11 protein-coding genes are annotated in these 13,094 nt (G+C 40.3%); 8 read left to right on the top strand and 3 right to left on the bottom strand.

Features of this window, described 5'->3' with window-relative positions; genetic code table 11:
- Positions 1 to 93 precede the first annotated feature (93 nt).
- The 6 genes from pdhA to AYT27_RS03005 all read left to right on the top strand — a co-directional run bounded on the left by pdhA (position 94) and on the right by AYT27_RS03005 (position 7,051).
- Positions 94 to 1,134: a pyruvate dehydrogenase (acetyl-transferring) E1 component subunit alpha gene (gene pdhA / locus AYT27_RS02980; protein WP_011180504.1), complete on the top strand. Its 1,041-nt coding sequence runs from the start codon at positions 94 to 96 to the stop codon at positions 1,132 to 1,134.
- Positions 1,135 to 1,150: 16 nt separating this feature from the next.
- Positions 1,151 to 2,524, top strand: coding sequence for a pyruvate dehydrogenase complex E1 component subunit beta (locus AYT27_RS02985; protein ID WP_011180505.1), 1,374 nt, complete (start codon positions 1,151 to 1,153; stop codon positions 2,522 to 2,524).
- Between the two features lie 14 nt (positions 2,525 to 2,538).
- On the top strand, positions 2,539 to 3,867 hold the full coding sequence (locus tag AYT27_RS02990; RefSeq protein ID WP_011180506.1) for a pyruvate dehydrogenase complex dihydrolipoamide acetyltransferase: 1,329 nt from the start codon (positions 2,539 to 2,541) through the stop codon (positions 3,865 to 3,867).
- Between the two features lie 224 nt (positions 3,868 to 4,091).
- Positions 4,092 to 5,552, top strand: a complete 1,461-nt coding sequence (lpdA, locus tag AYT27_RS02995) for a dihydrolipoyl dehydrogenase (protein WP_011180507.1) — start codon at positions 4,092 to 4,094, stop codon at positions 5,550 to 5,552.
- Positions 5,553 to 5,624: 72 nt separating this feature from the next.
- On the top strand, positions 5,625 to 6,587 hold the full coding sequence (gene lipA, locus AYT27_RS03000; protein WP_011180508.1) for a lipoyl synthase: 963 nt from the start codon (positions 5,625 to 5,627) through the stop codon (positions 6,585 to 6,587).
- A gap of 2 nt (positions 6,588 to 6,589) precedes the next feature.
- Entirely contained in the window at positions 6,590 to 7,051 is a 462-nt protein-coding gene (locus AYT27_RS03005; RefSeq protein ID WP_011180509.1) for a type II toxin-antitoxin system RatA family toxin, read from the top strand.
- 87 nt (positions 7,052 to 7,138) lie between these two features.
- On the opposite strand, the gene AYT27_RS03010 is transcribed toward AYT27_RS03005, so the two are convergent.
- From AYT27_RS03010 to rirA, 3 genes are read right to left on the bottom strand one after another with little or no spacing between them, the layout of a single operon-like run.
- Positions 7,139 to 7,627 carry a CinA family protein gene (locus tag AYT27_RS03010; RefSeq protein WP_011180510.1) on the bottom strand — a complete coding sequence of 163 codons (489 nt, stop codon included), beginning with the start codon at positions 7,625 to 7,627 and terminating at the stop codon, positions 7,139 to 7,141.
- Positions 7,624 to 8,817 carry a bifunctional 2-C-methyl-D-erythritol 4-phosphate cytidylyltransferase/2-C-methyl-D-erythritol 2,4-cyclodiphosphate synthase gene (locus AYT27_RS03015; protein WP_075320647.1) on the bottom strand — a complete coding sequence of 398 codons (1,194 nt, stop codon included), beginning with the start codon at positions 8,815 to 8,817 and terminating at the stop codon, positions 7,624 to 7,626. The genes AYT27_RS03010 and AYT27_RS03015 overlap by 4 nt, the downstream gene beginning before the upstream one ends.
- Positions 8,818 to 8,840: 23 nt before the next feature.
- Entirely contained in the window at positions 8,841 to 9,308 is a 468-nt protein-coding gene (rirA, locus tag AYT27_RS03020; RefSeq protein ID WP_011180512.1) for an iron-responsive transcriptional regulator RirA, read from the bottom strand.
- A gap of 159 nt (positions 9,309 to 9,467) precedes the next feature.
- On the opposite strand from rirA, the gene AYT27_RS03025 reads away from it, so the two are divergent.
- Together AYT27_RS03025 and ntrX are read left to right on the top strand one after the other, a co-directional pair.
- A complete protein-coding gene (locus AYT27_RS03025) occupies positions 9,468 to 11,732 on the top strand; it encodes a sensor histidine kinase NtrY-like (protein ID WP_011180513.1) in 2,265 nt (754 codons plus the stop codon).
- Between the two features lies 1 nt (position 11,733).
- On the top strand, positions 11,734 to 13,092 hold the full coding sequence (gene ntrX / locus AYT27_RS03030) for a nitrogen assimilation response regulator NtrX (protein ID WP_011180514.1): 1,359 nt from the start codon (positions 11,734 to 11,736) through the stop codon (positions 13,090 to 13,092).
- Positions 13,093 to 13,094: the final 2 nt, after the last annotated feature.

The raw sequence follows: 13,094 nt of genomic DNA on the forward strand, positions 1-13,094 counted from the left end.
CAATCCCCTATGATATTATTTAAGCTGAGTGATAATGCTTGTAACTTTTGTTCGTAAAGGTTATTCCTAAATAATCATAATAGGGAGTTTAATATGGCAGAACGATTAAAAAAAAATTCTGCGTCGGTGGTGCATAATGCATTATCAAACACCACAAAGAAAGCAAAAATAGCTAATTTTACAAAAGAAGAGGAAATTGATGCCTACCGTGAGATGCTTTTAATTCGCCGTTTTGAAGAAAAAGCAGGCCAACTTTATGGTATGGGGCTTATCGGAGGATTTTGTCATCTCTATATTGGTCAAGAAGCTGTTGTTATTGGAACGCTGAAGGCAGCAAAAGAAGGTGATCAGGTTATTACATCTTACCGTGATCACGGACACATGTTGGCGGTTGGGATGAGTCCCCGTGGGGTTATGGCAGAGTTAACAGGGCGTCAAGGTGGTTTTTCTAAGGGGAAAGGGGGATCGATGCATATGTTTTCTAAAGAAAAGAATTTTTATGGTGGTCATGGCATTGTTGGTGCACAGGTTCCGATTGGTTCTGGTTTGGCGTTTTCGAATCAGTATCTTGGTAAAGATAATGTAACATTGGTGTATTTTGGTGATGGTGCAGCCAATCAGGGGCAGGTTTACGAAAGTTTTAATATGGCTTCGCTTTGGAAGCTTCCTGTTGTCTATATTATTGAAAATAACCAGTATGCTATGGGGACATCAGTTGCTCGTGCCTCTGCAGAAACTGATTTTTCTCGTCGTGGTCTTTCCTTTGAAATTCCAGGTATTGTTGTTGACGGTATGGATGTTCGAGCAGTAAAAGGGGCTGCTGATGAAGCAATTACTTGGACACGTTCAGGTAAAGGGCCTATTATTCTTGATATGCAAACTTATCGTTATCGTGGTCACTCCATGTCTGATCCAGCGAAATATCGCTCAAAGGAAGAAGTGCAGAAAATAAAAGAGGAACAGGATCCGATTGATCAGGTAAGAAATCGAATTCTTCAACAAGGTTTTGCGAGCGAAGACGATTTAAAGTCTATTGATAAAGAGGTGCGTGCGATTGTCGCTGATGCGGTAGATTTTGCGCAAAGTGATCAAGAGCCAGATGCTTCTGAGCTCTATACTGACATTTTAGTTTGATGCGAGGGAAGCAAGTATGTCTATTGATATTTTGATGCCTGCGCTTTCACCAACGATGGAAGAAGGTAAATTATCTAAATGGCTCAAGAAAGAAGGCGATAAAGTTAGCTCTGGTGATATCATTGCTGAAATTGAGACGGATAAAGCAATGATGGAAGTAGAGGCTGTTGATGAAGGTACTCTTGGTAGAATTTGTGTGCTTGAAGGTTCTGAAGGGGTGAAAGTTAACACCGTTATTGCGGTATTGTTAGAAGAAGGTGAAACTGTTGAGGATATTTCACAGAGCACAAATTCTTTAAATACGCATCAAAAGAATGGGGGTGCATCTTCTTCTTTTTCTTCATCAGTGCCACAACTTCCTATTTTGGATACTCTTCCTGATTCTGATATACCAGCGGGGACAAAGATGGTTACGATGACGGTGCGTGAAGCGCTTAATCAAGCTATGGCTGAAGAGATGCGGCGTGATGAAATGGTTTTCCTGTTGGGGGAAGAAGTAGCACAATATCAAGGTGCTTATAAGGTTAGCCAAGGTTTATTGGAAGAATTTGGTACACGCCGGGTTATTGATACACCAATTACAGAACATGGTTTTGCAGGGTTGGCTGTTGGTGCTGCTTTTGGAGGGCTGCGTCCCATTGTCGAGTTTATGACATTTAATTTTGCTATGCAGGCAATGGATCAAATTATCAATTCCGCAGCGAAAACCCGTTATATGTCTGGTGGGCAAATGACCGCTCCTATGGTTTTTCGAGGTCCCAATGGGGCTGCTGCACGTGTTGGTGCTCAGCATTCTCAGTGCTATGCTGCCTGGTATAGTCATGTTCCAGGTCTTAAAGTTGTTATGCCTTACAGTGCTGCCGATGCAAAAGGTTTGCTAAAAGCTGCTATTCGTGATGACAATCCCATTATTTTTCTTGAAAATGAGATTTTGTATGGTCATCAATTTGATGTTCCCCAAATAGATGATTTTGTTTTACCTATTGGAAAAGCGCGTATTCATAAATCTGGACAGGATGTGACGGTTGTTGCGTGTGGGATTGGTATGCATTATGCAGTTCAAGCATTGCCAGAAATTGAAAAACTCGGTGTTGATGTTGAATTGATTGATTTAAGAACCATTCGTCCGATGGATCTTCCAACAATTGTTTCTTCAGTCAAAAAGACAGGTCGTTTGATAACAATTGAGGAGGGATATCCTCAGTCATCTGTCGGAACTGAGATAGCAACGCGTGTTATGCAGCAGGCTTTTGATTATCTTGATGCTCCAGTTGCTACAGTTGCTGGCAAAGACGTTCCGATGCCTTATGCTGCAAATCTTGAAAAATTGGCTTTGCCTAATACCGCTGAAATTGTTGAAGCCGTTAAGGCTGTGACGTATAAAGCATAACGGAGGGAAGCACTATGCCCATTAAAATTACAATGCCTGCGCTTTCCCCAACAATGGAAGAAGGGAATTTGTCAAAATGGAATATCAAGGAGGGGGATCAGGTTTCCTCTGGTGATATAATTGCCGAAATTGAGACAGATAAAGCGACAATGGAAGTCGAGGCTGTTGATGAAGGAACTGTTGCTAAAATCGTTGTTCCTGCTGGAACACAAGGCGTTAAAGTGAATAGTTTAATTGTTGTTTTAGCAGAAGAAGGAGAAGATTTAGCTGAAGTAGCAAAGGTTGCAGAAGATTCCCCTTCCTCTTTTGCAATCAAAGAATCAGAGGGTGAAAAACAGAGAGATTCAAAGGTAGCACAGATCTCTCATATATCATCAGTCCAGCAAGTAATGCAGCAAGGTAAAAAGGGAATGCGTTTTTTTGCTTCCCCTTTGGCGCGGAGATTGGCAACTCAAGTTGGTCTTGATTTATCACTTGTTTCTGGAAGTGGTCCTCATGGGCGTATTATCAAGCGCGATGTAGAAAAGGCCATGAAGGGTGGTGTTTCAAAGGCTTCTTATTCTTCACAAATTGAACAGCCGGTAACGGCAAATACTTCTGACAAACAGATACTGCAACTCTTTAAAGAGGATGAATATACATTCACTCCTCATAATAATATGCGTAAAACAATCGCCAAACGTTTGGTAGAATCAAAGCAAAAAGTCCCACATTTCTATGTAACGCTCGATTGTGAACTCGATGCGTTATTGCAGTTGCGTACACAATTGAATGCTGCTGCACCAATAATTAAAATGCAAGAAGGTTCTAAGCCTGCTTATAAGCTTTCCGTTAACGATATGATTATTAAAGCTGTAGCACTTTCTTTGATGGCAGTTCCCGATGCTAATGTTTCTTGGCTTGAGGGTGGAATACTTCATCACAAACATTGTGATGTTGGGGTAGCTGTTTCTGTTGAGAATGGGTTAATTACACCAATTGTTCGCCATGCAGAGAAAAAATCTTTATCGATTATCTCTAATGAGATGAAGGATTTTGTAAAGCGTGCACGTGAGCTTAAGCTGAAAATGGAAGAATATCAGGGGGGAACAACAGCTGTATCGAATATGGGGATGTATGGTGTGAAAAGTTTTTCTGCTATTCTTAATCCGCCACATGCGACGATTTTTGCCATTGGTGCAGGTGAACAACGTGCTGTTGTTAAAAATGGTGCATTGGCGGCTGCGACAGTCATGTCGGTTACACTTTCCGCTGATCATCGTGCTGTTGACGGTGCGTTAGCAGCAGAGCTTGCACGTACTTTTAAGAAGATGATTGAAAATCCATTAACAATGCTCATTTGAGCTGTTTTAAACGTGCTTCACGTAAAGTGTTTGTGAGTATGGTATGTTAATATGATAAAAGTGAATTTAAAGAGTTTGAAGGGCGATGTTTTTGCTACTTGTGATTGAGTAAAGGCATTTATGTGAAGCTTAGAATGAAAGTTACTAGAAAATTTTATCATGTTTTTTTGTTTTAAGCTCGAAGAGTGCGTGTCCATTTTGTGTATATCCATGGAGGAATGAGTGTGGCGAATCTTTATGATGTAATTGTGATTGGATCAGGTCCTGGCGGATATGTAACCGCAATTCGTGCGGCACAATGTGGCTTTAAGACTGCGATTGTTGAACGTGAACATCTAGGTGGGATTTGCTTAAATTGGGGTTGTATTCCAACAAAGGCACTTTTACGTTCAGCGGAAATAAAGCATTTTTCTGAACATTTGAAGGATTATGGTTTAAAGCTCAACGGTTCAATTGAGGCTGATATCAAAGATGTCGTGGCACGTTCGCGTGCAGTTTCAGCGCGTTTAAATGCTGGTGTTGGTTTTTTGATGAAAAAAAACAAAATCGATATTATTTGGGGTGAAGCGAAATTTACAAAGAAGGCGAAAGGGAGTCAGCTTGTGGAAATTACGGTTTCGTCATCTTCCAAACCGATTATGCAACCGCAAAATCCAGTACCAAAAGGAACATTAGGAGAAGGGATTTATCAAGCAAAGCACATCATTATTGCAACGGGTGCACGTCCTCGTATCCTTCCTGGTATTGAGCCAGATGGGAAGCTCATTTGGACTTATTTTGAAGCTATGATTCCCCACGTAATGCCGAAATCGCTCTTGGTCATGGGATCTGGGGCCATTGGCATTGAATTTGCTTCTTTTTATCATGATATGGGGGCAAGCGTAACTGTTGTTGAAATGATGCCTCACATCATGCCAGCTGAGGATATTGAAATTTCAACATTTGCTCGTAAACGGTTAGAGAAAAAAGGCATTCGCATTCTTAGCCAAGCAAAAGTGACAAAGGTTGAAAAAGCTGTCGATTCCATTACTGCACATATTGATGTGAAGGGTAAAAGAGAAACGATCACAGCGGATCGATTGATTTCCGCTGTTGGGGTTCAGGGTAATATTGAGAATCTTGGATTAGAAGCATTAGGTATAAAAACTGATCGTGGATGCATTGTAACTGATGAGTGGAGTTGGACAGGTGTAGAGGGTATTTATGCGATTGGTGATGTCGCTGGTCCACCTATGTTAGCACATAAAGCAGAAGAAGAAGGTGTAATATGCATTGAACGTCTTGCGAGATTGGAGAATATTCACCCTCTTGATAAAAGGAAAATTCCAGGCTGTACATATTGTACACCGCAAGTCGCCTCTGTAGGGCTTTCAGAAGCGGCGGCAAAAGAAGCAGGCTATGATATACGTGTTGGTCGTTATTCCTTTTCAGCGAATGGCAAAGCGATTGCTTTGGGTGAAGATCAGGGATTAGTGAAAACTATTTTTGATAAAAAAACAGGACAGCTTCTTGGTGCGCATATGGTAGGGGCAGAAGTAACAGAATTGATTCAAGGTTTTGTTATTGCTATGAATCTTGAAACAACCGAGGAAGAATTGATGCATACTGTCTTTCCACATCCGACATTATCGGAAATGATGAAAGAGAGTGTGTTGGATGCTTATGGTCAAGTTTTAAATGCTTGATGACTGGATTGTCTGGAAAATTTTGTGTTTAATTTTTCATTGGTATTCCATATTGATAAGGCAAAGGCTTAAATGGTTACGGTTGTTGATAGAGTTACAGATAGACGTTTGCGTCACCCTGAAAAGGCACATCGTCCTGATACAAGTGTTCAAAAAAAACCGGATTGGATTCGTGTAAAAGCGCCAACATCACAGGTCTATAAGGAAACGCATGGTATTGTACGTGCTCATAAATTAGTAACCGTATGTGAAGAAGCGGGTTGCCCAAATATTGGTGAATGTTGGAGCCAGCGTCATGCCAGTTTTATGATTTTGGGTGAAATATGTACGCGGGCATGTGCATTTTGCAACGTTGCAACAGGTATACCATTTGCCGTTGATGAGAACGAGCCAGAACGTGTGGCAGATGCTGTTGCACGGATGGAATTAAAACATGTTGTCATTACATCAGTTGATCGTGATGATCTTGCTGATGGTGGTGCTGAGCATTTTGCGAAAGTGATTTATGCGATTCGTCGAAAAGCTCCTAAAACAACAATTGAAGTTCTCACACCTGATTTTCGCCATAAGGATGGAGCTTTAGAAATTGTTGTTGCTGCTAAACCTGATGTTTTTAATCATAATTTAGAAACGGTTCCTTCTAAATATTTAAAGGTTCGTCCAGGGGCACGTTATTTTCATTCGATTCGGTTATTACAACGTGTTAAAGAACTGGATCCGACAATCTTTACAAAATCAGGAATTATGGTTGGTCTTGGAGAAGAACGAAATGAAATTCTCCAATTGATGGATGATTTACGCTCTGCAGATGTTGACTTTATGACAATTGGGCAATATTTGCAGCCTACGCGAAAGCATCATCCAGTTATTCGTTTTGTGCCTCCCGAAGAGTTTGAGTCTTTTGCCAAAATTGGTAAAGTGAAAGGTTTTTTACATATGGCTTCCAATCCTCTGACGCGTTCATCTCATCATGCGGGTGATGATTTTGCAATTTTGCAAAAAGCGCGTGATGAAAAATTTGCTTTACAGAGATAGTTATGCCAACTTTTACAACACATCGGCAAATTGCCCATAGTGCCCGTGAAATGTTTGATCTTGTTGCAGATATTGAATGCTATCCTGAATTCTTACCAATGTGTGAGGCTTTAATAGTCCGTTCTCGTAAAAAATGTGAGGAAAAGACTTTGCTTCTTGCAGACATGACAGTTGGCTATAAGCTTGTCCGAGAAACTTTTACAACTCAAGTCTTTCTTCAACCGAAGGAAAAACGCATAGAGGTTAAATACATTGATGGTCCATTCAAATATCTTGAAAACCGTTGGGCTTTTCATCATACTGAGAAGAGCAACATCTGTAATATAGAATTTTTTATTGATTATGAATTTAAAAGTAAAATGCTTGGATTGGTAATGGGCTCAATGTTTGATATTGCTTTTCATAAATTTACCGATGCTTTTGAAAGGCGTGCTCATAGGATTTATGGTTCTCCGGTAATATAATTTATTCAGTTAAATTTATGATATCTGTCATATATCATGGGATGTGATTGTAGTGATGTGTCATCTGGAAATCAGAGAGAGAAGGTATCATTGCAGAGATTCCAAGATCAATTTCAAAGCATTTTTAACAGTTGCATGACGGATAGCCTTGCGATCAAGATTGCCAAAGCGCATTTCTGTGTACAGAGTTTTATGATTTTTATAAGCAACTGCGAAATGCACAAGTCCTACAGGTTTATCGAAACATGCTCCTCCTGGTCCTGCAATTCCTGTTACAGAGACTGCAATTTCAGCTCGTGAATATTTTAATCCGCCTTCGGCCATTGCAAGAACAACTTCTTTTGAAACGGCACCATAGGTTTTTATAAGTTCAGCGCGTACGCCAACAAGGCGTGTTTTAGCTTCATTTGAATAAACAACGAATCCACAATCAAGTACATCAGATGACCCTGCAATATTGGTGAGATTTGCAGCAATGAGCCCTCCTGTGCAAGACTCGACAGTTGTTAAAAGCAAACTTTTTTGGCGACAAGCTGTAAGGACTTCACGTGCTTGTTTTTCACAAAAACATGTCATTTGGGAATTTCTCCTGGATAAAGGACGTTTGCTGTTGCAAAAGCCGCAATGCCTTCGCCACGACCAATAAATCCAAGTTTTTCATTTGTTGTGGCTTTTATAGAGATTCGATCGGGTAAAATTGTGAGCATGTTCATAAGATTTCCTACCATTGCATGACGATAGGGGCCGATTTTAGGTTCTTCAGCGATGAGTGTGATATCAACATTGGCAATACGACCACCTGCTTGTTTAACAATATCAAGAGCGTGACGTAGAAAAATTTCTGAAGATACATTTTGCCATTGAGGATCAGAGGGGGGAAAATGTGTGCCGATATCTCCTGCTCCCCGGGTAGCGAGAAGAGCATCTGTAAGTGCATGAAGAGCGACATCAGCATCAGAGTGTCCATTTAATTTTTTATGAAAAGGGATTTTTATGCCACATAATATAAGAGAATTTCCTTCTTCGAAAGAATGAACATCATAACCATTGCCGGTACGGATATCAGGAAACATTTGCATTTTTTTCTGGAGATATAAATGTGCGGTATTCAAATCTTCATGCCATGTAATCTTTATGTTGTGAGGGCTTCCAGGAATGGTACGCATAGAAATTCCAAACCATTCAGCAATTGCAGAATCGTCGGTGAATTCTTTTTTGCAAGTTTTTATTGCTTTTTCATGGGCTGCTAAGATGCGTTCAAAAGGAAAACACTGTGGAGTTTGTGCGCTATAAAGATGTGTGCGTGGAATTGTTTCTAAAACATGGTGTGTGCTATTGATACGTTTGAGAGTATCACAGACGGCGAGAACGGGAAGAACGCCTTCTTGAGGAGTAACGGTGGTGTGTATTTGTTCGAGGAGCTTGTTTTCGACAAAGGGACGTGCACCATCATGAATATGTACATATTTAGGCTTAAACTTTCTAAGTGCTTGAAGTCCACGTAAGGTAGATTTTTGGCGAGTATTTCCTCCTTCAACGATGATGAGCTGCTCTTTAAAGTCGGCAATAGCTTGTTCACAGATTTGACGGTCCTCTGGATGAATAACGAGGATAATCGTTGTTATGGCTGGATTTTGGCAAAAACAACGCACAGTATGGCAAATAACCGGCTCTTGTCCTAAGAGTCGGTATTGTTTTGGTTTTTTTGGAAGAGATCCTGCTCTTTTACCGCGTCCAGCGGCTAATATGACTGCTGCAATAGAAATGGTTGGTTTTCCTTATGTTTTACTTAGTTGCCTTTCACATGATTTGAGTTGATTATTTCACGATTATCAATCTTTAATTGATTTCGAAAGGATGGGCGTTGCAGATCAGCAAGAGATATCACGGATAATACATCAAAAAAAGCATTTAATGCTTTTTGAAGTGCGGTATTTAAGCTACAAAAATCGATCAATGGGCAATTAGATTTTGCATTATCAAAACATTCTGCCATGGAAAAGTTATCTTCTGTTACTTTTACAACATCGGCTACCGAAATCTCTGCTGCAGGTTTGGCCAGTTTAACGCCACCATTGCGTCCTCGTACTGTTTTTACAAAACCTGCTTCAACAAGTGGTTGAAGGATTTTAAATAAAAAAAGTTCAGAAACAGCATATGCTTTGGCAATTTCTGGAATACGACTAAGAGATTCCTGATTATCTGCACAATACATGAGAATCCTGAGGGCATAATTTGTCTGTTTTGTTAACCGCATCTCATCTCCTCTGTAAAATATTACCGAAAGCGTTTTTATTTTAAATATATTTCGGAAAATGTAGAAGTTCTTTATTGGCTATATTTTAAATGTGGCCTTGTCAATTTTTGTCACAAGAGGTTATATGGAGACAATGGGATAAGGTAGTGTAAGCTAATTATGAATACAACATCTATAACGAATCTCCAAGACATAGAACAAAGTACTTATAATGATGAATTGTATCGCTTAAGTAAGGTGTATATCTTTTTAGGTATCACAATTATTGTGTTGGCTTTATTAACAGCGTCTGTTTCATTTATTATTCTTATTGGGTTAACTCCTGTTGTTCCCAGTAGGGCTGTAACTCTCATTCTTATAGGGATTAATAGTGTTTGGGTTTTAGGGCTTGTGATCATTGTTTTTTACGAGATGACCCCTATCATTCGTGCGTGGCGTTCAAGACGTGCAGGCTCTCGTCTTCATGTGCGTCTTATTTCATTGTTTGCACTTGTTGCAACAATGCCAGCTGTTGCAGTTGCTCTTGTATCGGGACCTGCCCTCAATTTAGGCCTTGATCGATGGTTTGATACGACAACACGGCAAATTGTAGGTTCTTCTATTAATTTAGCGAATGCTTACGCTGATGAAATGCTGCAAAATTTGAAAAATTTATCCTATGCTATGGCCTTTGCACTTGATAATAAAAAGCTTTTAGGGCGTAATCCAGCTGAATATCGGATGCAATTAACACGTCATGCTATAGGGCGTAATCTGCGTGGTGCATTTTTGTTAAGTTCTAGTGGAACTGTCTTTATATCGAGCGATCTTGGTGATGAGGATAAACTGCCTATTCCCCCTTCCAATCTTATCGAGCGAGCAACCAGCACAAGGCCTTTTTCTTTTCAACCAGGGGTTCATGATTATTTTGGCATTATTTTAAAATTTACCAATATTCCAAACACATTTTTGTATCTAGTGCGTGACGTTGATAAAGATGTTTTGTCTGCTTTGCGCTTGACGGAAGTTAATACAGATCGGTATCGTGATTTAAATGAAAATCGTCTGCTGACACAAATCGCATTTGGTATGCTTTATTTGTGTCTTTTTTTTAGTTTATTCCTGTCTGCTATTTGGGCTGGTATTGCTGTTGCTGATCGCTTGGTGCGCCCTATTCGCCTTCTTATTAGTGCTGCCGATGATGTAGCTTCTGGAAATATGGAGGTCTTTGTGCCAGTCCGTGCAAAGGATGGAGATATTGGGCAATTATCAAAAACTTTTAATTACATGGTCAGTGAACTGAAAAGTCGACGTAATGAATTGATTGCAGTTCGTGATCAAATTGATGAGAGACGGCGTTTTTCTGAAGCTGTTTTGTCTGGTGTAACAGCGGGTGTGGCTGGAATCGATGATAATGGGAATATTACAATTATCAATCGGTCTATTGAAACGATGTTTGATATTCGCTCTGAGCACGTTATTGGACACAGTCTTTTATCGTTAAGTGCTGAAATTGACCAGGTTTTTCAATTTGCGCGTTCACTAGGTCGTAAAAATCATCGTGAGCAGGTAACCTTAAGTGTTGCGGGACAAGAACGCGTTTGTAATGTGCAAATTACGATGGAAAAGGATGACGGACAGGGGCAATCTTGGGTTCTAACTATTGATGATATTACAGATCTTGTTGAAGCACAACGTTCATCGGCGTGGGCAGATATTGCACGCCGTATTGCACACGAAATTAAAAATCCACTTACACCTATTCAATTATCAGCTGAACGTATTCGTAAACGTTACGACAGAGTTATTACACAGGATCGAGAGGTTTTTGAGCGGTGTATCGACACAATTATTCGACAAGTTGGAGATATTGGGCGTATGGTTGATGAGTTTTCTTCTTTTGCGCGCATGCCCAAACCGCAAATGAATATTTTAGATATACGTGGATTACTGCGTGAAGCATGTTTCTTGATAGAAGTTACGCGACATGATATTCATTTTGAGCAAGACTTAGGAAGTGCACCACTTATCGGCGCATTTGACAACCGCCTCATTGTACAAGCTTTTTGCAATGTTATCAAAAACGCGAGCGAATCTATAGACTTAGTCATGCGAGAGGAAAGTATTCACGGTCATATTCTTGTACGTTCTTATTATCAGGAAGGATCTGTGGTTGTGGATGTTATTGATAACGGTAAAGGACTTCCTAAAGAGCAAAGGCAAAAATTATTAGAACCTTATATCACAACACGGGAAAAGGGCACAGGGCTTGGATTAGCCATTGTGCGCAAAGTTATTGAAGATCATGGTGGTTACATGGAATTGCACGATGCACCAAAAAGCTTTTATGAAGGTCGTGGAGCGATGATCCGTTTGATATTTCCGGCAGATGGGGCTAAGCAGAGTAATGTTGCACAAGCCATAAATCATAAGATAGGGGAATAAGATGGTATCAGATATTTTAATTGTCGATGATGAAGCGGATATTCGTGAGCTTATTGCTGGTATTTTAGATGATGAAGGCTATGAAACACGTGTTGCATGTAATTCTGATGAAGCATTGGCACAAATTAGTGAGCGTATTCCAAAGCTCATTTTTTTGGATATTTGGTTGCAAGGAAGTCGTCTTGATGGATTAGCGCTGCTTGATGAAATTAAAACGCGATATCCCAATCTTCCAGTGGTAATGATCTCTGGTCATGGTACTATTGAGACAGCTGTTTCTGCGATAAAACGAGGGGCGTATGATTTCATTGAAAAACCTTTTAAAGCTGATCGGCTTGTCTTGGTTGCAGAACGAACTCTTGAAAATTCAAATTTAAAACGTGAGCTTTTAGAATTACGAAAGCGCTCGAATGAGACATTGGAGCTGCTTGGAACATCAACCGCTATAAAACATTTACGCCAAATCATAGAAAAAGTAGCGCCGACCAATAGTCGGATCATGATTACAGGTCCTTCGGGTGCTGGAAAAGAGATGGTAGCACGTGCCATTCATGCACTTTCAACGCGTTCGAATGGGCCATTTGTTACAATAAATGCTGCAACGATTACCCCGGAAAGAATGGAAATAGAATTGTTTGGCAGCGAAATGGAGGGGAGAGAACGTAAGATTGGCGCATTAGAGGAAGCCCATGGTGGAATATTGTATCTTGATGAAATTGCTGATATGCCACGTGAGACTCAAGGTAAAATTCTTCGGGTCTTGACGGGCCAGGCATTTGAAAGAGTTGGTGGCACAAAACGTGTTAAGGTGGATGTTCGTATCATTTCCTCAACAGCACAAAATCTTGAAAATCTCATTTCTGATGGACGTTTTAGAGAAGATCTTTTTCACCGTCTTTCGGTTGTTCCTATTGCTGTTCCACCGCTTTCAGCACGTCGTGAAGACATTCCAGAACTTGTCCGCCATTTTGTTAAAACAATATCACAGCAAGTTGGTATTAAACCGCGTGAAATTAGTGATGATGTAATGGCTATTTTGCAAACGCATGCTTGGCCGGGTAATGTACGGCAGCTACGCAACAATATTGAGCGTCTTCTCATTCTTGTACGTGATGGTGATGATCCAATAACAACAGAGTTTCTCCCTAGTGAAGTGAGCGATTCTTTGCCACGCCTTCAAATGGATACAGATGAGAGTATAATGGATTTACCATTACGTGAAGCACGAGAATTGTTTGAAAAGAAGTATTTAGAAGCGCAGATTGGGCGTTTGGGTGGAAATATATCGCGTACAGCTGAATTTATAGGTATGGAACGTTCAGCTTTGCACCGTAAACTTAAGGCACTCGGAGTTTCATAGAT

The organism is Bartonella henselae str. Houston-1, from assembly GCF_000046705.1.
GTDB lineage: Bacteria > Pseudomonadota > Alphaproteobacteria > Rhizobiales > Rhizobiaceae > Bartonella > Bartonella henselae.

What these genes read in the sequence shown, in the direction of transcription:
- pdhA (WP_011180504.1), top strand. Translation starts at nt 94, where the DNA reads ATGGCAGAACGATTAAAAAAAAATTCTGCGTCGGTGGTGCATAATGCA.
- AYT27_RS02985 (WP_011180505.1), top strand. Translation starts at nt 1,151, where the DNA reads ATGTCTATTGATATTTTGATGCCTGCGCTTTCACCAACGATGGAAGAA.
- AYT27_RS02990 (WP_011180506.1), top strand. Translation starts at nt 2,539, where the DNA reads ATGCCCATTAAAATTACAATGCCTGCGCTTTCCCCAACAATGGAAGAA.
- lipA (WP_011180508.1), top strand. Translation starts at nt 5,625, where the DNA reads ATGGTTACGGTTGTTGATAGAGTTACAGATAGACGTTTGCGTCACCCT.
- AYT27_RS03005 (WP_011180509.1), top strand. Translation starts at nt 6,590, where the DNA reads ATGCCAACTTTTACAACACATCGGCAAATTGCCCATAGTGCCCGTGAA.
- AYT27_RS03010 (WP_011180510.1), bottom strand. Translation starts at nt 7,627, where the DNA reads ATGACATGTTTTTGTGAAAAACAAGCACGTGAAGTCCTTACAGCTTGT.
- rirA (WP_011180512.1), bottom strand. Translation starts at nt 9,308, where the DNA reads ATGCGGTTAACAAAACAGACAAATTATGCCCTCAGGATTCTCATGTAT.
- AYT27_RS03025 (WP_011180513.1), top strand. Translation starts at nt 9,468, where the DNA reads ATGAATACAACATCTATAACGAATCTCCAAGACATAGAACAAAGTACT.
- ntrX (WP_011180514.1), top strand. Translation starts at nt 11,734, where the DNA reads ATGGTATCAGATATTTTAATTGTCGATGATGAAGCGGATATTCGTGAG.